The organism is Azospirillum sp. UFLA03-27 (assembly GCF_059803775.1).
In genome coordinates this window covers 1-21,025 of sequence record NZ_JAUQTX010000029.1, presented here as the reverse complement: position 1 = coordinate 21,025, position 21,025 = coordinate 1, and the positions used below count along the sequence as shown (strand labels likewise).

Annotated in this window: 22 protein-coding genes; 14 read left to right on the top strand and 8 right to left on the bottom strand. The window is 68.7% G+C overall.

Annotated elements, in window-relative coordinates; all coding sequences use genetic code 11:
* Positions 1-2: 2 nt before the first annotated feature.
* From Q4I23_RS06865 to Q4I23_RS06845, 5 genes are all read left to right on the top strand, one after another.
* The gene (locus Q4I23_RS06865; protein ID WP_498525704.1) at positions 3-1,439 is read left to right on the top strand and encodes a LutB/LldF family L-lactate oxidation iron-sulfur protein; all 1,437 of its coding nucleotides are present in this window, start codon (positions 3-5) and stop codon (positions 1,437-1,439) included.
* A 2-nt stretch (positions 1,440-1,441) separates the two neighbouring features.
* Entirely contained in the window at positions 1,442-2,128 is a 687-nt protein-coding gene (locus tag Q4I23_RS06860; protein ID WP_454020253.1) for a LutC/YkgG family protein, read from the top strand.
* 122 nt (positions 2,129-2,250) lie between these two features.
* A complete protein-coding gene (locus Q4I23_RS06855; RefSeq protein ID WP_498525703.1) occupies positions 2,251-2,835 on the top strand; it encodes a Smr/MutS family protein in 585 nt (194 codons plus the stop codon).
* A gap of 12 nt (positions 2,836-2,847) precedes the next feature.
* Positions 2,848-3,252: a helix-turn-helix domain-containing protein gene (locus Q4I23_RS06850; protein WP_454020255.1), complete on the top strand. Its 405-nt coding sequence runs from the start codon at positions 2,848-2,850 to the stop codon at positions 3,250-3,252.
* 161 nt (positions 3,253-3,413) lie between these two features.
* Positions 3,414-4,955 carry a PAS domain S-box protein gene (locus Q4I23_RS06845; protein ID WP_498525702.1) on the top strand — a complete coding sequence of 514 codons (1,542 nt, stop codon included), beginning with the start codon at positions 3,414-3,416 and terminating at the stop codon, positions 4,953-4,955.
* Here Q4I23_RS06845 and Q4I23_RS06840 read toward each other — a convergent pair.
* The 4 genes from Q4I23_RS06840 to Q4I23_RS06825 form a co-directional block, all read right to left on the bottom strand.
* A complete protein-coding gene (locus Q4I23_RS06840; RefSeq protein ID WP_498525701.1) occupies positions 4,915-6,543 on the bottom strand; it encodes an ABC-F family ATP-binding cassette domain-containing protein in 1,629 nt (542 codons plus the stop codon). The two genes, Q4I23_RS06845 and Q4I23_RS06840, sit on opposite strands and share 41 nt — an antisense overlap.
* 300 nt (positions 6,544-6,843) lie before the next feature.
* On the bottom strand, positions 6,844-8,181 hold the full coding sequence (gene hslU, locus Q4I23_RS06835) for an ATP-dependent protease ATPase subunit HslU (protein ID WP_498525700.1): 1,338 nt from the start codon (positions 8,179-8,181) through the stop codon (positions 6,844-6,846).
* A gap of 22 nt (positions 8,182-8,203) precedes the next feature.
* Positions 8,204-8,752, bottom strand: a complete 549-nt coding sequence (hslV, locus tag Q4I23_RS06830) for an ATP-dependent protease subunit HslV (protein WP_014238902.1) — start codon at positions 8,750-8,752, stop codon at positions 8,204-8,206.
* Between the two features lie 84 nt (positions 8,753-8,836).
* A complete protein-coding gene (locus Q4I23_RS06825; protein ID WP_498525699.1) occupies positions 8,837-10,411 on the bottom strand; it encodes a serine protease in 1,575 nt (524 codons plus the stop codon).
* Between the two features lie 148 nt (positions 10,412-10,559).
* On the opposite strand from Q4I23_RS06825, the gene hisB reads away from it, so the two are divergent.
* Genes hisB through Q4I23_RS06790 form a run of 7 tightly spaced genes read left to right on the top strand, consistent with a single transcriptional unit; the run spans position 10,560 to position 14,719 of the window.
* Positions 10,560-11,183 carry an imidazoleglycerol-phosphate dehydratase HisB gene (hisB, locus tag Q4I23_RS06820; protein ID WP_145676035.1) on the top strand — a complete coding sequence of 208 codons (624 nt, stop codon included), beginning with the start codon at positions 10,560-10,562 and terminating at the stop codon, positions 11,181-11,183.
* Positions 11,184-11,235: 52 nt separating this feature from the next.
* Positions 11,236-11,880 carry an imidazole glycerol phosphate synthase subunit HisH gene (gene hisH / locus Q4I23_RS06815; protein ID WP_454020260.1) on the top strand — a complete coding sequence of 215 codons (645 nt, stop codon included), beginning with the start codon at positions 11,236-11,238 and terminating at the stop codon, positions 11,878-11,880.
* A 2-nt stretch (positions 11,881-11,882) separates the two neighbouring features.
* Positions 11,883-12,425, top strand: coding sequence for a GNAT family N-acetyltransferase (locus tag Q4I23_RS06810; RefSeq protein ID WP_498525698.1), 543 nt, complete (start codon positions 11,883-11,885; stop codon positions 12,423-12,425).
* A gap of 14 nt (positions 12,426-12,439) precedes the next feature.
* Complete coding sequence (gene hisA / locus Q4I23_RS06805; protein WP_145676041.1) at positions 12,440-13,189, top strand: 1-(5-phosphoribosyl)-5-[(5-phosphoribosylamino)methylideneamino]imidazole-4-carboxamide isomerase; 750 nt, start codon at positions 12,440-12,442, stop codon at positions 13,187-13,189.
* Entirely contained in the window at positions 13,189-13,974 is a 786-nt protein-coding gene (hisF, locus tag Q4I23_RS06800) for an imidazole glycerol phosphate synthase subunit HisF (RefSeq protein WP_145701550.1), read from the top strand. Before hisA ends, hisF begins: the two co-directional genes overlap by 1 nt.
* Complete coding sequence (locus Q4I23_RS06795; protein WP_454020263.1) at positions 13,967-14,320, top strand: phosphoribosyl-ATP diphosphatase; 354 nt, start codon at positions 13,967-13,969, stop codon at positions 14,318-14,320. The genes hisF and Q4I23_RS06795 overlap by 8 nt, the downstream gene beginning before the upstream one ends.
* Positions 14,321-14,350: 30 nt before the next feature.
* On the top strand, positions 14,351-14,719 hold the full coding sequence (locus Q4I23_RS06790) for a histidine triad nucleotide-binding protein (protein WP_454020264.1): 369 nt from the start codon (positions 14,351-14,353) through the stop codon (positions 14,717-14,719).
* 166 nt (positions 14,720-14,885) lie between these two features.
* Here the strand turns inward: Q4I23_RS06790 and Q4I23_RS06785 are convergent, their stop codons facing one another.
* The 3 genes from Q4I23_RS06785 to Q4I23_RS06775 all read right to left on the bottom strand — a co-directional run bounded on the left by Q4I23_RS06785 (position 14,886) and on the right by Q4I23_RS06775 (position 17,745).
* Positions 14,886-15,761 carry a DUF2279 domain-containing protein gene (locus tag Q4I23_RS06785; protein WP_454020265.1) on the bottom strand — a complete coding sequence of 292 codons (876 nt, stop codon included), beginning with the start codon at positions 15,759-15,761 and terminating at the stop codon, positions 14,886-14,888.
* 93 nt (positions 15,762-15,854) lie between these two features.
* Complete coding sequence (mltA, locus tag Q4I23_RS06780) at positions 15,855-17,057, bottom strand: murein transglycosylase A (protein ID WP_498525697.1); 1,203 nt, start codon at positions 17,055-17,057, stop codon at positions 15,855-15,857.
* Positions 17,058-17,070: 13 nt separating this feature from the next.
* A complete protein-coding gene (locus Q4I23_RS06775; RefSeq protein WP_038531572.1) occupies positions 17,071-17,745 on the bottom strand; it encodes a Tim44/TimA family putative adaptor protein in 675 nt (224 codons plus the stop codon).
* Between the two features lie 242 nt (positions 17,746-17,987).
* On the opposite strand from Q4I23_RS06775, the gene Q4I23_RS06770 reads away from it, so the two are divergent.
* Together Q4I23_RS06770 and secB are read left to right on the top strand one after the other, a co-directional pair.
* The gene (locus Q4I23_RS06770) at positions 17,988-18,605 is read left to right on the top strand and encodes an FxsA family protein (RefSeq protein WP_014238915.1); all 618 of its coding nucleotides are present in this window, start codon (positions 17,988-17,990) and stop codon (positions 18,603-18,605) included.
* A gap of 100 nt (positions 18,606-18,705) precedes the next feature.
* Positions 18,706-19,203, top strand: coding sequence for a protein-export chaperone SecB (gene secB / locus Q4I23_RS06765; protein WP_035670309.1), 498 nt, complete (start codon positions 18,706-18,708; stop codon positions 19,201-19,203).
* 140 nt (positions 19,204-19,343) lie between these two features.
* On the opposite strand, the gene rho is transcribed toward secB, so the two are convergent.
* Positions 19,344-20,600 (bottom strand): transcription termination factor Rho, encoded by a 1,257-nt coding sequence (rho, locus tag Q4I23_RS06760; RefSeq protein WP_014238917.1) that lies wholly within the window; start codon positions 20,598-20,600, stop codon positions 19,344-19,346.
* Positions 20,601-21,025: the final 425 nt, after the last annotated feature.

The following is a 21,025-nucleotide window of genomic DNA, read 5'->3' as shown; positions in this document are numbered from 1 at the left end:
CCATGCAGCCGACCACCCACGCCTTCCCCGAGAACGCCCGCAAGGCGCTGAGCGACGAGCGGCTCCAGAAGGTCCTGGCCATCGCGCCGGCCGGGTTCGTCAACCGCCGCAAACAGGCCGCCGACCGGCTGCCGGAGTTCGAGGCTCTGCGCGACCAGGGCCGCGACCTGAAGAACCACGTCCTGGCCAACCTCGACACCTATCTGGAGGCCTTCGAGGGCAAGGTCACCGAGCAGGGCGGCCATGTGCACTGGTGCCGCACCGACCAGGAGGCGCGCGACGCCATCCTGGGCATCTGCCGCAAGGTCGGGGCGAAGACGGTCACCAAGGGCAAGTCGATGATTTCCGAGGAGATCGGGATCAACGACCACCTTGAAGCCAACGGCCTGACACCCATCGAGACGGATCTCGGCGAATACATCATCCAGCTCCGGCGCGAGCCGCCGAGCCACATCATCGCCCCGGCCTTCCACCTGTCCAAGGCGGACGTGGAGGGCACCTTCCGCCAGGCCCACACCGACTTGCCGGCGGACCGCGTGCTGGACGAGCCCAAGGTGCTGATCGCCGAGGCGCGGCAGGTGCTGCGCCGCAAGTTCCAGCAGGCCGACGTCGGCATCACCGGCGCCAACATCATGGTGGCGGAGACCGGCTCGACCGTCATCGTCACCAACGAGGGCAACGGCGACCTGACGCAGATCCTGCCCCGCGTCCATGTGGTGATCGCCACCATCGACAAGGTGGTGCCGACGCTGGAGGACGCGGCGCTTGTGCTGCGCCTGCTGGCGCGCTCCGCGACGGGCCAAGAGGCGTCGGCCTACACCACCTTCTCCACCGGGCCGCGCCGCCCCGGCGACCTCGACGGGCCGGAGGAGTTCCACGTCGTTCTGCTCGACAACGGGCGGTCGGCGCTGCTCGGCACCGAGTTCCAGGACGTGCTGCGCTGCATCCGTTGCGGTGCCTGCATGAACCACTGTCCGGTCTACGGATCGGTCGGCGGCCACGCCTACGGCTGGGTCTATCCGGGGCCGATCGGGTCGGTGATGCAGCCCGCCCTGCTGGGGGTGAAGGAGGCCGGGCACCTGCCCAACGCCTCCACCTTCTGCGGGCGGTGCGAGGCGGTTTGCCCGATGCGCATCCCCCTGCCCAAGATGATGCGCCACTGGCGGGAGAAGGAGTTCGAACAGAACCTCCAGCCCGCCGCCATGCGCCGGGGGCTGGCGCTCTGGGGCTGGTTCGCGCGGCGCCCGGCGCTGTACCACGCCGCCACCCGCATGGCGGTGCGGGCGCTGGGGATGCTGGGCCGCGGCAAGGGGCGTTTCGCCCGCCTGCCGCTGGCGCAGGGCTGGACCCGGCACCGCGACATGCCGGCGCCGGAGGGCAAGACCTTCCAGCAGATGTGGGCCGAAAGGAAAGCGGCCGAAAAGAAGGGGACGCGCTGACCATGGCCGACACCAGCTCCGCCCGCGCCCAGATCCTGGGCGGCATCCGCAAGGCGCTGAACTCCGCCGAGGGGTCCGAGGAGGCGCGCCAAAGACTCGCCACCCACCCGCGCAACCTGATCCCGGCCCGCGCCCAGCGTCCCCACGACGAGCAGGTCGAGCTGTTCGCCGCCATGGCGACGGAGGTCTCGGCAACCGTCGAACTTCTGGGCGGGATGGCCGAGGTGCCGGGGGCGGTGGCCGACTATCTGGCCGGGCTGAACCTGCCCGCCGAGGTCCGGGTCGCCCCGGACACCGCCTTGGACCCCATCCCCTGGGACCAGCGCCCGACCCTGACGGTGACCAAGGGTCGCGCCCGCGACAGCGACGGCGCGTCGCTGACCGGCGCCTTCGCCGGGGTGGCGGAAACCGGCACGCTGATGCTGCTGTCCGGAGCCGAGCGGCCGACCACGCTGAACTTCCTGCCCGACACCCACATCGTCGTGCTGAAGCGCGGCCAGATCGTCGGCACCATGGAGGACGCCTGGGACCGCCTGCGCGCCGCCGGGGCGACGGATGGCGGAAAGGGCGCCCTGCCCCGCACCGTCAACTTCATCACCGGGCCGTCGCGGACCGGCGACATCGAGATGCGGATCGAGCTGGGCGCCCACGGGCCGCGGCGCCTTCACATTCTGCTGGTGGAGGATTGACACGACTGAGTGTTCAAGGGTTTATCGCTGAGCAACCCGCGCCGGAACCCGTGTTTAGCCGTGTTTGATCCGCCCCGCCCTTCGACCTGCGCGCCCGGACGGGCCGCGCCGAGGTCCATGCCATGAGCCGCCGCCGCTCGGTCTCCACCGAGGAACGGCGGCTGTGGCGGATCGCCATGCGCGACGCGGAGCCGATGCCGGGCCGGACCATCGAGGACCCCGATCCTCCCGCCGCCCCCGCGGCCGAGCCGGAACCGGTCGCCACCACCGCTTCCCCGCCCCCCACCCTGCCGCCGCGCGGCGGCGTGCCGAAGGGCGGGCGCCCGTCGCAGCCGCCGCTGAAGGTCGGCAACCTCGACAACATCGACCGCCGCACCGCCGACCGCTTCTCGCGCGGCGAGATGGAAATCGACGGGCGCATCGACCTGCACGGGATGAGCCAGGCCCAGGCCCACGGCGCCCTGTGCGGCTTCGTCCACCGCGCCTGGCACGAGGGGCGGCGCTGCGTGCTGGTCATCACCGGCAAGGGCACCTACACCGGCGGGGTCGGCGTGCTGCGACAGTCGGTGCCGCGCTGGCTGGCCGACGCCTCCCTGCGCCCGATGGTGCTGGCGGTGCGCCCGGCGCAGCCCCGGCACGGCGGCGATGGGGCGCTGTACGTCCTCATCAAGCGGCGGCGCGACCAGCATCAGGGCTGGCACCGCTAGGACGAGGCCGCGATGACACCCTTCGGCGAACGGGTCCGCGCCCTGCGCGAGGGCAAGAGCGTGACGCTCAAGCAGATGGCGGCGGACCTGCACATCTCCTCGGCCTATCTGTCGGCGCTGGAGCATGGCAAGCGCGGCCAGCCCTCCGCCCAGCTCGTCCGGCAGATCTGCGCCTATTTCGGCATCATCTGGGACGAGGCGGAGGAGCTGGAGCGGCTGGCCGACCTGTCGCACCCGCGGGTGACGGTGGACACCGCCGGGCTCAACCCGAAGGCGACCGAGCTGGCGAACCGGTTGGCCGAACGCATCCACGACCTGGACGACGGAACGCTGGACCGGCTGCTCCTTCTGCTGGACGAGGCGCCGGCCCGCGGCGGCGCGGCGGTGCGGCGGCGGACGGCTCCACGGCGGCGATAGGATGAGAAGACCTCGCAACGCCCTGATTTGCCTTGTGGGTTAATCGGTCGCACCTTCGGCCTGGGCAACCGGACGTTTCGCGTTCGCTTTCGCCGCGCTGAATCCCTTACCATCCCGTCCGGGTTGCCCCGAAGCCAGGCTTGACCAGACGGGATTATCGTATGACCGCCGAGGTCGGGTCCGTGATGCCCCAGCATGGCGTGACGGACGCCCTGTTCCGCACCATCTTCGACAGCGCGTCGGTCGGCATGGTCGTGGCCGCGCCGGACGGGCGCATTCTGGCCGCCAACCCCGCCTTCGCCAACAGCCTGGGATACAGCCCGCAGGACATGACCGGCCGGCATCTGGCCGACGTCACCCACCCGGAGGACTGGGCCTGGGAAAGCCTGCGCTTCGGCCGGGTGATGCGGGGCGAGGCGGCGCCGGACCCCTTCGAGAAGCGGTTCCTGCGCGCCGACGGCGGGGTGATGCGCGCCGCCATGCGCCCGTCCTGCCTGCACGGCTCCGACGGCCGGCCGCAGGCGCTGGCCATGGTGATCGAGGACGTGACGACCGCCCGCGCCGCCGACGAGGAGCTTCAGCGCAGCGAGGCGCGCAACCGCGCCATCGTGGAACAGGCGGTCGAAACCATCCTGACCGTGGACGCCCGCGGCATCATCCTGGCCGCCAACCAAGCGGCGGAACAGCTTCTCGGCTACGATCCGGATGAGCTGACCGGCCGGCACATCACCATCCTGATGCCGCCGGAGGAAGCCGCTAAGCACGGCACCTACATGCGCCGTTACAACGAGACGGGGGTGCGGCAGGTCATCGGCGTCGGGCGGGAAGTGACCGCCCTCAGGCGGGACGGCACCGCCATGGTCGTCTGGCTGTCCCTGTCGGAGATCGACCTGCCGGGCTTCCACGTCTTCGTCGCGATGCTGCGCGACCTCAGCGCCTTCAAGGCCGCCGAGCAGGCGCTGATCGAGGCCAAGGAGGCGGCAGAGCTGGCCAACCGCGCCAAGACCGCCTTCCTCGCCAACATGAGCCACGAGCTGCGCACGCCGCTGAACGGCATCCTGGGCTTCGCCGACGTGATCCACCAGCAGATGCTGGGGTCGCTGGAGAATCCCATGTACGTCAACTTCGCGGCGGAGATCAAACGCTCGGGCGAGCTGCTGCTGGCCAACATCAACGACCTGCTGGAGATGGCCACCATCGAGGCCGGTCAGGTCGGCCTGGAGGAGGCGCTGTGCGACTTCCGCGACGTGGTGGTGTCCTGCGTCCGTCTGGTCGCCAAGCGGGCGGAGCGCGGCAAGCTGCACGTCGAGGCCGACATCGCCAGCGAGCTGCCGCCCCTGCTCGCCGATCCGCGGGCGCTGAAGCAGGTGCTGCTGCATCTCCTGTCCAACGCCATCAAGTTCACGCCGGAAGGTGGACGCATCGGCGTGTCGGCCCGCGTCGATTCCGCGGGCGCCCTGGTGGCCGAGGTGTTCGACAGCGGCGTGGGCATTCCTGAAGACCGCCTGGAAACCGTCTTCCAGCCCTTCTTCCAGGGCGATTCCTCGCTGGCCCGCCGGTTCGAGGGGATCGGGCTGGGCCTGTCCATCGCCAAGTCGCTGGTGGAGCGGCATGGCGGCCGGCTGGAAATCCGCTCGCTGGAGGGGACCGGCACGTCGGTCGTCATCCACCTGCCGAAGGAGCGCTTCCTGACGGACTGGTGAGGTCCAGCCGGCGCGTGAGCCCGATGGCGTCGAGGAAGGCCTCGTCGTGGCTGACCACCAGCAGTGCCCCGTCATAGGCGCGCAGCCCGGCTTCCACCGCTTCGATGGACTCGATGTCTAGGTGGTTGGTCGGCTCGTCCAGGATCAGCAGGGGTGGAGGGACGGTGCCGCCGAGGACGCAGGCGAGGCCGGCGCGCAACGTCTGCCCGCCGCTGAGGGTTGACACGCGCTGCAACGCGGCGTCGGCGCGGAACATGAAGCGGGCCAACGACGCCCGGCAGGCGTTCTCCCCTTCCCGCGGGTTGAGGCGCCGGAAATTGTCTAGGATCGTCGCCGACGGATCGAGAAGGCTCACCCGCTGGTCGAGCATGACAGCGCCGGCAACGACGCGAACCGTCCCGGACCAGGGGGCGCGATGGCCGGCGACGAGCCCCAGCAGCGTCGTCTTGCCCGACCCGTTGGGTCCGGTGATGGCGACGCGCTCCGGCCCGGTGATGGTGAAGGACAGTTCGCGGACGACCGGCCTTCCCGCTTCATAGCCATCGGTGACGCCGTCGAGCGTCAGCACGGTCCGGCCGGGCGGAAGGCCGGTGGGCGGCAGCACGACCGACAACGGCTGAAGGACTTCGATGCGCGCGCGGGCGGTGGCCACGGCGCCGAGCGCGTCGGCCTTCTGCTGGGCGGCGCGGCGGGCGTTGTCGCCGCCGGTGGCCTCGCTGCGCTCCTTCCGGCCACCCAGGAGGATGCGCGGCAGATCGCCTTTCGCCGCCTTCCGCTGCCCCGCCCGGTCCTTGCGCGCCTTCCGTTCGGCGGTGGCCTGAGCCGTCCGGGCCGCCTCCGCCACGCGTTTCTCGGCATCCGCCAGATCGTGGTGGGCGGCGTCGAGGGCCAGCGCCCGGCCGGCGCGGTAATGGCTCCAGTTTCCGCCGTAGCGGGTGGCGCCGAGGGAGGTCAGCTCGACGATGGCGTCCATGCGGTCGAGCAGGTCGCGGTCGTGGCTGACCACCACCGCCCCGGCCCGCCAGGAGGCCAGCAGCCCGACGACCGCCTCCCGCCCCTCGCGGTCGAGATCGTTGGTCGGCTCGTCCAACAGCAGGACATCGGGCTCCGGGAAGATCGCCGCGGCCAGGGCGGCGCGCGTGCGCTGGCCGCCCGACAGGCGCGTCAGCGGCGTCTCGGGCTCCGCCTCCAGCCCCACCCGGCCGAGCGCCGACCGGATGCGGCCTTCCAGCGTCCAATCCACCTCGGCCAGCGCGTCGGCGTCCGCGTCGCCCCGCTCGGCGCGGCGCAACAGGTCCAGCATGGCGGTCGCGCCGAACAGCCCGGCCACCGTGTCGTCCGGTCTCACCGACAGGTTTTGATTCAGGATTCCCAGGCTGCCACGGACGGACACCGTCCCGGATTGCGGACGCAGCGCGCCCGTCATCAGCTTGAGAAGGGTCGATTTCCCGGTGCCGTTGCGTCCGACGAGCCCGGTCCGTTCAAGGCCGAAACCCAGGCTGATGTCGGATAGGACTGAACGCCCGTCAGGCGTGGACCAGGACAGGTTCGCCAGGATGATGGCGGGCGGCGTGATGGAAGCAGGCATGGACGCGGATTTCCCCGAAGACGAAACGAACGGACGTTGCGGTCGGGTTGAAATCCATCGTTCTGCGCATCCTGCCGTGGTGAGACGCCGGCCATCCTAAGGCCAGCCGGGCCGCCGATCAAGAAAGCCGATCAAGGCGGGTGGACTCTCATAACCCTCTCCCCTCTGGGGAGAGGGTGGCCCGGAGGGCCGGTGAGGGGGTTGCCCGTGGCGGTAGGTCCGGCACAAGCACAACCCCCTCACCCTAACCCTCTCCCCAGAGGGGAGAGGGGATCACCGATGAAATAGCCGCGACGCGTCTTACAGAATGAACTTCGACAGGTCGGCGTTCTTGGCGAGGCCGCCGACCTGGGCGCGGACGGTCTCCGCGTCGATGGTCACGGTCTGGCCGGCCTTGTCGCTGGCGGTGAAGCTGATGTCCTCCAGCAGCCGCTCCAAAACGGTATGCAGGCGCCGCGCCCCGATGTTCTCCACCGTCGCGTTGATGTCGGTGGCGAGGCGGGCCAGCTCGTCGATGGCGTCGTCGGTGAAGACGAGATCGACCTCCTCGGTCTTCAGCAGGGCCTTGTACTGCTTGATCAGGCTGGCTTCCGGCTCGGTCAGGATGCGGCGGAAATCCTCCTGCTCCAGCGCTTTCAGCTCGACGCGGATCGGCAGACGGCCCTGAAGTTCCGGCAGCAGGTCCGACGGCTTGGACAGGTGGAAGGCGCCCGACGCGATGAACAGGATGTGGTCGGTCTTCACAGCACCGTGCTTGGTGCTGACAGTCGTGCCCTCGATCAGCGGCAGCAGGTCGCGCTGCACGCCCTCTCGGCTGACGTCAGCGCCGCCCTTGTAGTCGGAGCGGGCGGAGATCTTGTCGATCTCGTCGAGGAAGACGATGCCATTCTGCTCGACCGCCTGGATCGCTTCCGAAACGACCTTTTCCTGATCCAGCAGCTTGTCCGACTCTTCCGCCATCAGAACGGTGTAGCTCTCGGCGACGGACATGCGCCGGGACTTGGTGCGCCCGCCCAGCGCCTTGCCGAAGATGTCGTTCAGGTTGAGCATGCCCATCTGGGCGCCCGGCATGCCGGGGATGTCGAAGGTCGGCAGGCCGCCGGCGGTGTCGGCCACCTGGATTTCGATCTCGCGGTCGTTCAGCGTGCCCTCGCGCAGCATCTTGCGGAACTTCTGCCGCGTCTCCGGGCTCGCGTTCTCGCCGCACAGCGCGTCGACCACGCGTTCCTCGGCGCGCAGCTCGGCCTTGGCGGCGACCTCCTTGCGCAGCCGCTCCTTGGTCAGGCCGATGGCGGCCTCCACCAGATCGCGGACGATCTGCTCGACGTCGCGGCCGACATAGCCGACCTCGGTGAACTTGGTCGCCTCGACCTTCAGGAAGGGCGCCTGGGCCAGCTTCGCCAGACGGCGGGCGATCTCCGTCTTGCCGACGCCGGTCGGGCCGATCATCAGGATGTTCTTGGGCAGAACCTCCTCGCGCAGCCCCTCGGGGAGCTGCTGGCGGCGCCAGCGGTTGCGCAGCGCGATGGCGACCGCGCGCTTGGCCTCGTGCTGGCCGACGATGTAGCGGTCGAGTTCGGAGACGATCTCGCGCGGGCTGAAGGCGGCGGTGGCGGCGGCGATGCTGGGGGCGGACATGGCTGGGGACCCGGTCTGAGGGTTAGAGCTTTTCAAGCGTGACGTTCTCGTTGGTGTAGACGCAGATGCCGGCGGCGATCTTCATCGCCTTGCGGGCCACGGCCTCCGCGTCCAGACCATCGACGTCGACCAGCGCGCGCGCCGCCGACAGGGCGTAGGCGCCGCCGGAGCCGATGCCGATGAGGCCATCCTCCGGCTCCAGCACGTCGCCGTTGCCGGTCAGGATCAGGCTGACGTTGCGGTCGGCCACGGCCATCATGGCCTCCAGCCGGCGCAGGTAGCGGTCGGTGCGCCAGTCCTTGGCCATCTCGACGCAGGCGCGCAGGAGCTGGCCGGGGTGCTTCTCCAGCTTGGTCTCCAGCCGCTCGAACAGGGTCAGCGCGTCGGCGGTGGCGCCGGCGAAGCCGCCCATCACCGTGCCGCCGGCGAGCCAGCGCACCTTGCGGGCGTTCGATTTCATGACCGTCTGGCCGACGGACACTTGGCCGTCGCCGGCAATGACCACCTGCCCGTTCTTGCGGACCGAGAGGATGGTGGTGCCGTGCCACTGGATGGGATCGTGGGAAGTCATCGTGACCGTGGTCCAAGGAAGAAGCGCCCGTGCCCGAACGGCCCGGCGTGACACCGGCCGACATAGGCACATCGGAACACGGGTCTATGTGGGGGGACGGCGGGTCCCGTCAAGTCTGCCGTCATGGACCGGTATCCCACGGGACGGAATTGGGCCATGGGACGGAGTTGGCCGGGGAGCGAGCTGCGTCACCTCCACCCCCAGGCGGGCCAGCGCCTCCATCACCGGGACGAAGGCGGACAGGCCGTGCGTGCCACCCGGCGGCGGACCCGGACGGGCCACGCCCAGCAAATTGCCCGCCTCGTCCACCAGCGGGTCGCCCGGCGCCGGATCCGGCCCGGTCAAATCGGCCTGGAACAGCGTCGCCTCCACCCCCGGCGCGGCTTGCGGATCGGCGCGCCGGGCCGCCAGAATGCCCGCCGCCGTGTCGTCGCCCCGCTCCAGGACCGCTGTCACCGGCTCGCTGACCGCCGGGGTGTCCAGACGCAGCGGCGCCGCGCGCAGCCGGGCCGGCACGCGGATCAGGGCGATTCCGCCCGGAACGTCGCGCGCCATCACCGTTCCGTCCAGCGACACCCCGCGGGACGGCGCGACGGTGACGGTCGCGTCCGGCCCGGCGTCGAGCGTCAGCAGAAGCGACTGGCCGTCCAGTTCCCCCAGCACGATCCCCCGGCCTTTGCGCTCGTCTGGTCCGACGCGAACCGTGGCGGCGGACACGCGGGCGGCGGGATCATCGGCGTAGCCCTGGAGTGGGTCGGCGATGCGCAGAATCAGGGTCGGAGGTCGGGTTTCCACCAGAAAAGGAGCCGATCCGGCCGATGCGCCTCCGGGATCGACCGTCGCGGTTGACACCATGGCCGGCCCAGTTGACACATGCGGAGCGGCACTTGACACTCCTGCCGCCCCACTTGACACTAGCGGAGCCGCACTTGACGCTCCCAGGGGGGCGGTTGACACTCCTCCCCGGCCACTTGACACTATGGCGGGGCCACTTGACGCTATCGCGCCGCTCCGCGATACCGCGGTGCGGAAGCCGGGGTCGGCGCCCAGCGCCTCCACCGCCGTGGCGAAGGCCTCCTCGATCAGCAGAACGTCGCCCTGCGGCACGCCGCTGTCCTTGCTGGCCACCCCCGTCGTGGTGACGCGGTGGACGAGCCGCCCCGTCACGGCGTCGTAAACCGCCCAGTCGACCCGCAGGCTGCCGATTCCCGACACCCCCTCGCTGCGGCCGGTCAGCCAGCTCCGGCGGCGGCACAGGTCGCTGTTCACCGCGCGCAGGTCGCCGCGCAGGATGTAGCGGGCACGCTTGCGGTCGAACTCCGCCTCGTAATCGCTGCCCGGGGCACCCGCGACGTCGTAGCCGGCGTCGGCCAGAACCTCCGCAAAGCGCTCCTGGAAGGTGGAGTTCTCGTGCAGGCTGCGCCCGCTTGTCCAGTGGACGTCCTCATAGGGCGGCCAGCACTCCAGCGCCCAGACGTAACGCCCCGTCACCATGCCCCGCCGCATCGAGCCGAGCGACAGGCCGTCGAAGCGGACCGGCTCCGTCGAACCGCGGGCGACGGGCGGCGCCTTGCGGGTCTGCGGCAGGTCCCCGCCCATGCAGGCGGCCAGCGCCAGCAGGGCGGCGAGGGGCAGAAAAACGCGTCCGGGCGTCGGCATGTCCGGTGGCATATCCCATTATGCGCGTCGAGCGTGCACACGACCATGCACACACACGCATTATGCGGCATCTCGACCGACGGTCATAGGCGTTTTCGGGGGCTGCGCCTCTGGCGCGCCCGCGCGCTTCCTGATAAAACCCGGACTCATGGACCAGAGCCTTGCCAATGGCGTCCGCCGCGCCTCGATCGAGCGGAACACCACCGAAACCCGGATCCGGGTCGCCGTGAATCTGGACGGCACCGGCGTCTATGACGTGAAGACCGGCGTCGGCTTCCTCGACCACATGCTGGAGCAGCTGTCGCGCCACAGCCTGATGGACCTGTCGGTGGTGGCTGAGGGCGATCTGCACATCGACGCCCACCACACGACCGAGGACAGCGGCATCGCCATCGGCATGGCGGTGGCGAAGGCGCTGGGCGACCGCAAGGGCATCCAGCGCTACGGCCACGCCTACATCCCGATGGACGAAACGCTGACCCGGGTCGCGCTGGACTTCTCCAACCGGCCCTACCTGATCTGGAAGGTGTCCTTCAGCCGCGACAAGATCGGCGACATGGACACCGAACTGTTCCGCGAATGGTTCCAGGCCTTCGCCATGGCCGCGGGCGTGACGCTGCACGTCGAATGCCTCTACGGCGAGAACAACCACCACATCGTGGAAAGCTGCTACAAGGCGCTTGCCCGCGCGCTGCGGGCCGGGATCGACATCGACCCGCGCAAGCGCGACGCCGTGCCCTCGACCAAGGGGACGCTGGGCGGCTCCCTCTGAAAAAAACCGGCGGCTCCGACAAGGCCGGGTCTCTCTTGAAGGTCCTCGTTTCATGGAAACCGTTGCGCTGATCGATTACGGCTCCGGCAACCTGCGTTCCGCCGCCAAGGCTCTGGAGCGCGCGGCGGCGGAGTCCCATGCCTCCTTCCAGGTCTTGGTGACCTCCGACGCCAACGCCGTGCGCAAGGCCGACCGCATCGTCCTGCCGGGTGTGGGCGCCTTCGCCGACTGCAAGCGCGGCCTGTCGGAGGTCCCCGGCATGCTCGACGCGCTGGACGAGGTGGTGCATGCCAAGGGCCGCCCCTTCCTGGGGATCTGCGTCGGCATGCAGCTGATGGCGGAGCGCGGGCGCGAATACGGCGTGACCGAGGGGCTGGGCTGGATCAAGGGCGAGGTGGTGAAGCTGGAGCCCGCTGACCCGACGCTGAAGATCCCCCACATGGGCTGGAACGAGCTGGACATCCGCCGGGCGCACCCGGTTCTGGCCGGCCTGCCGGAGCGGGCGCACGCCTATTTCGTCCATTCCTACCGCTTCGCCGTGGAACGGTCGGAGGACGTGATCGCCAGCGCCGATTACGGCGGCCCCTTCGCCGCGGTGGTCGGGCGCGACAATCTGGTCGGCACCCAGTTCCACCCGGAAAAGAGCCAGGAGACCGGGCTTGCCCTGGTCGCCAACTTCCTGACCTGGCGGGTCTGACCATGACCGACGTCACGGTCGAACGCATCGACACGCTGAAGACCGGCGACCTGCACGACCTGTGCGACGCCGCCGACGACGCCGTCAAGGCCGGGGGCGGCTTCGGCTGGGTAGCGCCACCCCCCCGCGAGATCATGGAACGCTACTGGAAGGGCGTTCTGGTGGTGCCGGAACGCATCCTGTTCGTCGGCCGTCTGGACGGCGTCATCGCCGGCTCCGCCCAGCTCATCAAGCCGGCCCGCAACAACGAGGCGCAGGCCCACGCCGCCACCCTGACCACCAGCTTCGTCGCCCCATGGGCGCGCGGCCATGGCCTCGCCCGCCGCCTGACCGTGGCGGTCGAAGAGGAGGCGCGGGCGTCCGGCTTCCGCGTGCTGAACCTCGACGTGCGCGAGACCCAGAGCGCGGCCATCACGCTGTACGAGGATCTAGGCTTCAAACGCTGGGGCACGCATCCCTTCTATGCGCTGGTGGACGGCAAAAGGCTGGCCGGACATTTCTATGTGAAAGACCTCACCCCCGACACGCTCCACGACAAGCCATAGGACGAGACACCGCGATGATCATCTATCCCGCCATCGACCTCAAAGACGGTGCCTGCGTTCGGCTGCTGCGCGGCGAGATGAGCCAGGCGACCGTCTTCAACACCGAACCCGCCGATCAGGCCCGCCTGTTCGAAAGCCAGGGCTTCGAATGGCTGCATCTGGTCGATCTGAACGGCGCCTTCGAGGGCAAGCCGGTCAACGGCAAGGCGGTCGAGAGCATCCTGGGCGCCGTGACCATCCCGGTGCAGCTGGGCGGCGGCATCCGTGACCTCAAGACCATCGCCATGTGGCTGGAGAAGGGCGTCAGCCGGGTCATTCTCGGCACCGTCGCCCTGCGCGAACCGGAGCTGGTCCGTGAAGCCTGCCGGGAGTTCCCGGGCAAGGTCGCCGTCGGCATCGACGCGCGCGAGGGTTACGTGGCCGTCGCCGGCTGGGCCGAGACCTCGACCATCAAGGCGCTGGATCTGGCGCTGAAGTTCGAGGACAGCGGCGTCGCCGCGATCATCTACACCGACATCAACCGCGACGGCGCCATGGGCGGCGTGAACGTCGAGGCGACTTCCGACCTCGCCTTCCACCTGACCACCCCGGTGATCGCGTCGGGCGGCGTCTCCTCCATCGACGACCTGATCGCGCTGAAGAAGGAGGAGGACACCGGCATCCAGGGCGTCATCTGCGGCCGCGCGCTCTACGACGGGCGCATCGACCCGAAGACGGCCTTGGACCTGCTCTCCCCCGCTCCCGTCACCGGAAAGGCCGGCTGATGCTCAAGATGCGCGTCATCCCCTGCCTGGACGTCAAGGACGGGCGGGTCGTCAAGGGGGTCAACTTCGTCGATCTGATCGACGCCGGCGACCCCGTGGAGCAGGCCCGCGTCTATGACCGGGAGGGGGCGGACGAGCTGACCTTCCTCGACATCACGGCCAGCCACGAGAACCGCGACACCATCTACGACGTGGTGCGCCGCACCGCCGAGCAGGTGTTCATGCCGCTGACCGTCGGCGGCGGCGTGCGCACGGTCGAGGACATCCGCAAGCTGCTGCTGGCCGGCGCCGACAAGGTGTCGATCAACACCGCGGCCATCCACCGCCCGGAGTTCGTGCAGGAGGCGGCGGAGAAGTTCGGCGCCCAGTGCATCGTCGTCGCCATCGACGCCAAGCAGGTCGAGCCGGGCCGCTGGGAGATCTTCACCCACGGCGGGCGCAAGGCCACGGGCATCGACGCCATCGAATGGGCCAAGCGCATGGAGTCCTACGGCGCCGGCGAGATCCTGCTGACCTCGATGGACCGCGACGGCACCAAGAGTGGCTTCGACCTCGCCCTGACCCGCAAGGTGGCGGACGGCCTGCGCATCCCGGTCATCGCGTCGGGCGGCGTCGGCACGCTGGACCATCTGGTGGAGGGCATCCGCGAGGGCCACGCCACGGCGGTTCTGGCGGCCTCCATCTTCCATTTCGGCACCTACACCATCGGGCAAGCCAAGGCGGCGCTCGCCGAGGCCGGCATCCCGGTGCGCCCGGCCCGTGTGAGGGAGGCCGCGCATGGCTGAGGACAAGGCGGCCACCGCCGCGGCCATCTCCGCCGAGGTCCTGGACCGGCTCTACGCCACCGTCCAGGCGCGCAAGGGCGCCGATCCGGAGACCTCCTACACCGCCAAGCTGTTCCACCGCGGCACCGCCAAGATCGCCCAGAAGGTCGGCGAGGAGGCGGTGGAGACGGTCATCGAGGCGGTGCGTGGCGACAAGGCGGCGATGGCCTCGGAGTCGGCGGACCTGCTCTATCACCTGATGGTGCTGTGGGCAGACGCCGGGCTGGAGCCCGCCGAGGTGTGGGAGAAGCTGGCCCAGCGCGAGGGCACCAGCGGCATCGCCGAAAAGAACGCGCGCAAAGCTTAACGATTGCAAGGCGGAAGGGGAAACGACGCGATGGCCAAGACCTACGATCCGAACAACGTCTTCGCCCGCATCCTGCGCGGCGAAATCCCGTGCAAGAAGGTCCTGGAGACCGAGCACGCGCTGGCCTTCCACGACATCAACCCGCAGGCCCCGACGCACATCCTGGTGATCCCGAAGGGCGCCTACGTCGACATGGACGACTTCAGCGCCCGCGCGACGGAGGTGGAGATCGCCGGCCTGTTCCGCGCGGTCGGCGAGGTGGCGCGCGGCGCCGGCGCCGCCGAGCCCGGTTACCGCATCCTGTCCAACTGCGGCGAGGACGCGAACCAGGAGGTTCCGCATCTGCACATCCACGTCTTCGCCGGCCGCCGCCTGGGCCCGATGATCACCAGGGGATGATGGCCAAGGGGTAATGAGAAAGGAATCCCACTCCGATCCCACCCGCCGATCCACGTGAAACATCGGGGCGCCGAGGGAAACCTTCGGCGCCCCATTGCTTTTCTTCATCCCTGGGCGCCGATCCGGTGCTCTGCAAGGGTATCGGTTCCGCTCAGATCGGTTCCGCTCAGGGAGCGATGCGCCAATCCTTGGATATGTAGGTGTAGGGCGGCTGGATGTAGTGGAACACGCCGCCGGTCTTCACATGCGGGCTGAGCAGGCGGGTCAGGTTCAAGCCAATGCCGAGATAGAAATATTGGCTTCGATCGTCGCGGCTGGGGTTGGTGCTGTAATCCTCGTAGCCCCGCGCGTAGAAGCCGACATGGAACTCCAGATGCCGCAGCAGAGGGTCCTGGATGGCGTCGAACCCATCCGCCTTTACCGCGAGCAGATATTTTAGCCGTCTGTAATCGGTGAAGACGTCGGTTTGGTATTTGTCGCCGCCGGAGAATGGGTTGTACTCGACCCTGAAATCAACCTTGCGGGCCAATTCCGGGTTGTCCCACAAGATGTAGCCAGCCACGGCCCCGACGGTGTTGAACAGCATGTCCTGATAGGAGAATCCGTAGTCGTCGCTGAAGGCGTCACCGACCTCCACCAAGCCCATGATGCCCAGCGACGACAGCGCGCCGTACCGGGCGGAGTCCGTCTGGGTGAAGCCCCAACTCTGATATTGGCGGGCCAGCAGATGGCTGATCGCGTAACCGGTCCAGGCATGGCCGATCTTGTCGGCACCGCCTTCGGTCGTGCTGCGGCCGAACCAACCCTCATCCTGAAAGCGAGGGCCGCCGGTGCCCCAATCCCAGGACCATACGCCCCACCCCAGGGCCAATACGCCGGTGCCGACGTTGAGGGCGAGCGCCTTGTCCTCCTTGCTCCATCCCTGGTCCTCCATCATGGAGGCGGAGACCGGTCTTCCGGGCAGGAGCAACGCAGCGGTCAGGAACCCCGCGATCACCTGTCCGGTCACTCGGGCCGCCATCGCTCGGGCCAGGAGCATCATGCGGGATGAGCCCTCCTTCCGGTGGACGCTTCCCGGCATGATGACACACGAGCCCCCGCTCCGCCCCGATTCTTCCGGATGTTGGACGTCCGGTTAGGACGCCGGCGCGACGGTCTTCGGCAGCAGAACGTAATACTCCCCGGCGCTCTTCATCACGCCGGCCTTCTCCTCCGCCTCCGGACCGTGACCCCAGAAGACGTCGCCGCGGACCGGGCCGCGGATGGCCCCGCCGGTGTCCTGGGCGATCAGCAAGCGGCGCAGCCGCGTCTGGGCGTCCAACGGGTCCTCGGCGTCCAGCCAGACCGGCACGCCGTAGGGCAGGAACTTGGAATCGATGGCGAGGCTGCGCCCCGGCGTCAGGGCGACGTTCTGGGCGCCGTTCGGCCCCTCCCCCTTCAGCTCCTGGAAGAAGACGTAGGAGGGGTTCCTGTTCATCAGCGCCGCCGCCTCGCCGGGGTTGGCCTGCAGCCAGGCGCGGATGGTCTGGAGCGACACCTCCTCGCGCTTCAGGGCGCCGCGGTCGATCAGCTCCCGCCCGATGGCGACGTATTTGTGGCCATTCTGGGCGGCGTAGCCGACGCGCGTCTCCGTCCCGTCGGGGAAGCTGACCCGACCCGACCCCTGGATGTGCAGGAAGAAGGTGGCGATGGGGTCCTGCAGCCAGACCAGCTCCAGCCCTTTGCCGCTCAGCGCCCCGGCCTCGATGGCCGCGCGGTCCTCGAAGGGCTTCAGTCGCCCGGCGGTGACGCGCCCGGCGATGCGCTCGCCCTTCCAGCGGTCGGCGAACTCGCCGAGGTCGACCATCACCAGATCGGTGGGGCGCTTGTAGAGCGGCACCGGAAAGGCCGGGTCCGGCGACCGGCTGCCCTTCAACTCGACCTCGTAATAGCCGGTGAAGAGGCCGCGCCGCTCGGCGTTGTTGGCCGCGGCGTAGGGGGTGAACCACGTCTCGAAATAGGCCCGCGCCGCCGCGTCGTCGCCGGGCGGCAGCTTGGCCAGTTCGGCGCAAGGGTCCTGCCAGTCCGCCGCCTTGCCGCCGACCCCGTCCGGGCCGATGGAACGGTCGGCGGCCAGCGCCCTGACCTTTGCGCAGGAGCGCTGGAAGGCCGGGACGGCCTCCGCCACGCGGTCGGCGCTCCAGCCGGGCAGCGCCGTGAAGGCGACCGGGGTGAGGACCAGCTTCTCGGGCGGCGGAGGCGGCGGCGCCTTGGCCTCCTCCTTCCGCTCGCAGCCAATGAGAAACGCCGCGGCAAGGACTGCCGCGGCGCTGAGACGAACAACCGGAAGAGAAAACATCAGAACCGATCGGTCATTGAGGGGTGCGGGTTTCGACGAGCGCCCAGTTCGGGTCGCCGGCGCGGGTGTTGCGGGCGAAGGTCCAGACGTCCACGGCCTCGACCACGCTGTTCGGATCGCCGTCCACCACGGCACCGGCGCTGTTGCGCACGACGTTCATCTGCTCCGACACGAACTTCACTGTGACCAGGGCGGTGCGGCCGTCCATGCGGGCCTCCACCACGTCGGCGTCGGTGATCGTCTCGATGCGGGTCTCCAGCGTCTCGCCGGCCGCTTGGCGCTCGCGCACCGCACGGGCGAAGTTGTCGTAGACCTCGTCCGAGAGCAGCGGGCGCAGGGTGGCCGTGTCGCCCTTGGCGAAGGCCTCCACGATCATCTGGAAGGCGCCGCGGGCGCCCTGCAGGAAATACTTCTCGTCGAAGCTGGGGTCGGCGGCCTTGATTTGCTCCAGCGCGGTGGCCAGCGACACCGGCTCGTCGGGCGACGGGGCGGCGTTCGGCACAGGCCGCTCGCGGTTGGGCATCGCCACCACGTTGTCGGGCTGGTTGTTGGGGCGGGCCGTGAAGGGGTTCGGCCGCTGGCGTTCCTCACCGGTGCGGCGGCCGAGCACGCTGCGCAGCCGGTACACGAGAAACGCCGCGATCATCGCGAAGATCAGGATCTCGACGAACACAAACCCATCTCCCATCATCCATCCTTCCGGGTGACTGAAGGCCGGCCCCGAAATCACCGGCCCCGCTTGATCCACTACTGGACCCTCCGGCGGGTGAGCATTAAGTGTACCGGAACGGTGCCGGGACCAAGTCCCTGCTCGCTCTCTCCGCCGAGGATTCCACCCGATGACCCGTGCCGGAGCTGTTCTTCCAACCAAAGATCGGGTGCGTACCCTGGTGTAGATAGGCCCTTGGGGTTGAAAGAGCAAGGACGGCCATGAATCCACTGTTGCTGTTGTTCCTTCTGCTGCCGATCGCGGAAATCGCGACCTTCATCGAGGTCGGCGACTGGATCGGCGCCGGTCCGACGGTCGGGCTGGTCATCCTGTCCGCCATCCTCGGGTCTGTGCTGATCCGCTGGCAGGGTCTGTCCGTGCTGAAGCGCGCGCAGCAGGCGGCGGAGCGCGGCGAAAGCCCGGTCGGCGCCGTGTTCGAGGGATTCTGCGTCGTCGTCGCCGGTCTGCTGCTGATCATCCCCGGCTTCCTGACCGACATCGTCGGAATCCTGCTGTTCGTGCGCCCGATCCGCAACGCCCTGGGCCGCTGGCTGTTCGACCGTATGAAAGGCGCTACCTCCTTCCAGATGCATGGCCGCATGGGCGGTCAGGCGGGCGGCCAAGGCTGGAACGCCGGCAATCCGAACGGCCCCCACGGCGGGCCGCGCAACCGCCCGCCGCCGGGCGTGATTGACGTCGAATACCAGGAGGTCGACCCCGACGGCGGCCGCCCGGGAAGCGCCGGTCCGTCGGACCGCGACGGTCCGGATGACATGCCGAAGCTCGGTGACTCCCGCTGGGCGCCGCCCGGTTCGCCCCACCGCAACGACCGCGGGTGAAACGCACCGGTTTCACTTTGTGGAGCCAGCGGTTCCGTGCTAGCCAGCGGGTCTTGAAGACCTTTCCATCGTGATGCCGCCCCGCGGCCAGGAGTTGTCCATGTCCGATCAGCAGATCAACGGTCAAGATCAGGAAGCCGCCTCGTCGCTGCCGATGCATGTGCTGGCGCAGTATGTGAAGGACCTGTCCTTCGAGAACCCCAACGCCCCGCAGAGCCTGCTGCCCGGCCAGCCGCAGCCGCAGGTCAACATCGGCGTGGACGTGCAGGTTCAGCCGATGGGCGAGGACGTTTACGAGGTCGTGCTCAAGCTGCATTGCGAAGCCAAGCAGGCCGAGGCGACCGCCTTCCTGGTCGAGGTCGCCTACGGCGGCCTGTTCCAGCTTCCGGGCCTGCCGCAGGAGCATCACCGCCCGGTGCTGCTGATCGAGGCGCCGCGGATGCTGTTCCCCTTCGCCCGCGCCATCGTGGCCGGCTGCACCCAGGACGGCGGCTTCCCGCCGCTGATGATCAACCCGATCGACTTCGTCGACCTGTACCGCCGCCAGACCGCCGGCCAGCAGGCCCAGGCCGAAGAGGCGCCGCAGTCGCCGTTCTGACATGGCGGTTCTGACGGCAGCGTTCTGATCCGGGCCATCGGTTTCGGGCAAACAAAAAGGCGGGAGGCTCCACTGGGGCCTCCCGCCTTTTTTGTGCCCTCCCCCGTCCTTGGACCGGATGGGGGAGAGGAAACCACCGACTACTGATTCATGGACTCGAAGAATTCTGAGTTCGACTTTGTGTGCTTCAGCTTGTCGACCAGGAAGTCCACCGCGTCGGTCACGCCCATCGGCATCAGGATGCGGCGCAGGATCCACATCTTGGAGATGGTGCCCTTGTCCACCAGCAACTCCTCCTTGCGGGTGCCCGACTTGGAGATGTCGATGGCCGGGAAGGTGCGCTTGTCGGAGAGCTTGCGGTCCAGCACGATTTCCGAGTTGCCGGTGCCCTTGAACTCTTCGAAGATCACCTCGTCCATGCGGCTGCCGGTGTCGATCAGCGCGGTCGCGATGATGGTCAGCGAACCGCCCTCCTCGATGTTGCGGGCCGCACCGAAGAAGCGCTTCGGGCGCTGCAGCGCGTTGGCGTCGACACCACCGGTCAGCACCTTGCCCGAGGAGGGAACGACGGTGTTGTAGGCGCGGGCCAGACGGGTGATGGAGTCCAGCAGGATGACCACGTCGCGCTTGTGCTCGACCAGCCGCTTGGCCTTTTCGATGACCATCTCGGCGACCTGGACGTGGCGCGTCGCCGGCTCGTCGAAGGTGGAGCTGATGACCTCGCCCCGCACGGAGCGGGCCATGTCGGTCACCTCTTCCGGACGCTCGTCGATCAGCAGGACGATCAGATAGGCTTCCGGGTGGTTGGTCGCGATGGAATGGGCGATGTTCTGCAGCATCACGGTCTTGCCCGTGCGCGGCGGGGCGACGATCAGCCCGCGCTGGCCCTTGCCCAGCGGCGCCACGAGGTCGATGATGCGGCCCGTGTAGTTCTTCTTGGTCGGGTCGTCGACTTCCATGCGCAGCCGCTCTTCCGGATAGAGCGGGGTCAGGTTGTCGAAGTTGATGCGGTGGCGGACCTTGTCCGGCGCATCGAAGTTGATCGTGTTGACCTTGAGAAGGGCGAAGTAGCGCTCGCCGTCCTTGGGGGCGCGGATCTGGCCTTCGACCGTGTCGCCGGTGCGCAGGCTGAAGCGGCGCACTTGGCTGGGGCTGACATAGATGTCGTCAGGGCCGGGAAGATAGTTGGCCTCCGGCGAGCGCAGGAACCCGAAGCCGTCCTGAAGAACCTCAAGCACGCCGTCGCCGTAGATCGGGACATCGTTTTCCGCCAGCTGCTTGAGGATGGCGAACATCATGTCCTGCTTGCGCAGCGTGCTGGCGTTCTCGATCTGCAGTTCCTCGGCGAACGCCAGCAGTTCGGCGGGGCTCTTGCACTTCAGCTCTTGGAGATGCATGGGGGTGCCTTAAGGGAATCGGTCATGCGAGGGGGAGTGCCAGAGGTCCCGGGCCGGCGCAGGGTGCGTCGGTTGAGCGTCGAACGGCGCTGAAGGCTGGGAATGCCTGTCGGACGTCGCGCCCAGATCGTTGGGGAGGGACGGAACGGCGGATGTGGGATGGGTGCCCGCGAGGCTTGCCGCCCCGTGGTGGGAAAGATGGTTAGCGGAACGCCGTCTGCAAGTCAAATGAAAGCGAATTCTTGGAAACGGGCTGGATTCTTGCGCGTCTTCGTCCGGGTCACGATGCCGCATCCCCTGTTATCCAGGCCACCAGCGCACGACCTGAACGTTCAGGACAGAAACGGTTTGGTTGACATCATGAGCCCGCATGACCGTTCCGGACCTGTCTCTTATACACATCTCCGAGCCCACGAGACTATAAC

Bases quoted from the DNA above. Each gene is read 5' to 3' on its own strand.
- Q4I23_RS06865 (WP_498525704.1), top strand. From the start codon at position 3: ATGCAGCCGACCACCCACGCCTTCCCCGAGAACGCCCGCAAGGCGCTG.
- Q4I23_RS06860 (WP_454020253.1), top strand. From the start codon at position 1,442: ATGGCCGACACCAGCTCCGCCCGCGCCCAGATCCTGGGCGGCATCCGC.
- Q4I23_RS06855 (WP_498525703.1), top strand. From the start codon at position 2,251: ATGAGCCGCCGCCGCTCGGTCTCCACCGAGGAACGGCGGCTGTGGCGG.
- Q4I23_RS06850 (WP_454020255.1), top strand. From the start codon at position 2,848: ATGACACCCTTCGGCGAACGGGTCCGCGCCCTGCGCGAGGGCAAGAGC.
- Q4I23_RS06845 (WP_498525702.1), top strand. From the start codon at position 3,414: ATGACCGCCGAGGTCGGGTCCGTGATGCCCCAGCATGGCGTGACGGAC.
- Q4I23_RS06840 (WP_498525701.1), bottom strand. From the start codon at position 6,543: ATGCCTGCTTCCATCACGCCGCCCGCCATCATCCTGGCGAACCTGTCC.
- hslU (WP_498525700.1), bottom strand. From the start codon at position 8,181: ATGTCCGCCCCCAGCATCGCCGCCGCCACCGCCGCCTTCAGCCCGCGC.
- hslV (WP_014238902.1), bottom strand. From the start codon at position 8,752: ATGACTTCCCACGATCCCATCCAGTGGCACGGCACCACCATCCTCTCG.
- Q4I23_RS06825 (WP_498525699.1), bottom strand. From the start codon at position 10,411: ATGCCGACGCCCGGACGCGTTTTTCTGCCCCTCGCCGCCCTGCTGGCG.
- hisB (WP_145676035.1), top strand. From the start codon at position 10,560: ATGGACCAGAGCCTTGCCAATGGCGTCCGCCGCGCCTCGATCGAGCGG.
- hisH (WP_454020260.1), top strand. From the start codon at position 11,236: ATGGAAACCGTTGCGCTGATCGATTACGGCTCCGGCAACCTGCGTTCC.
- Q4I23_RS06810 (WP_498525698.1), top strand. From the start codon at position 11,883: ATGACCGACGTCACGGTCGAACGCATCGACACGCTGAAGACCGGCGAC.
- hisA (WP_145676041.1), top strand. From the start codon at position 12,440: ATGATCATCTATCCCGCCATCGACCTCAAAGACGGTGCCTGCGTTCGG.
- hisF (WP_145701550.1), top strand. From the start codon at position 13,189: ATGCTCAAGATGCGCGTCATCCCCTGCCTGGACGTCAAGGACGGGCGG.
- Q4I23_RS06795 (WP_454020263.1), top strand. From the start codon at position 13,967: ATGGCTGAGGACAAGGCGGCCACCGCCGCGGCCATCTCCGCCGAGGTC.
- Q4I23_RS06790 (WP_454020264.1), top strand. From the start codon at position 14,351: ATGGCCAAGACCTACGATCCGAACAACGTCTTCGCCCGCATCCTGCGC.
- Q4I23_RS06785 (WP_454020265.1), bottom strand. From the start codon at position 15,761: ATGATGCTCCTGGCCCGAGCGATGGCGGCCCGAGTGACCGGACAGGTG.
- mltA (WP_498525697.1), bottom strand. From the start codon at position 17,057: ATGTTTTCTCTTCCGGTTGTTCGTCTCAGCGCCGCGGCAGTCCTTGCC.
- Q4I23_RS06775 (WP_038531572.1), bottom strand. From the start codon at position 17,745: ATGGGAGATGGGTTTGTGTTCGTCGAGATCCTGATCTTCGCGATGATC.
- Q4I23_RS06770 (WP_014238915.1), top strand. From the start codon at position 17,988: ATGAATCCACTGTTGCTGTTGTTCCTTCTGCTGCCGATCGCGGAAATC.
- secB (WP_035670309.1), top strand. From the start codon at position 18,706: ATGTCCGATCAGCAGATCAACGGTCAAGATCAGGAAGCCGCCTCGTCG.
- rho (WP_014238917.1), bottom strand. From the start codon at position 20,600: ATGCATCTCCAAGAGCTGAAGTGCAAGAGCCCCGCCGAACTGCTGGCG.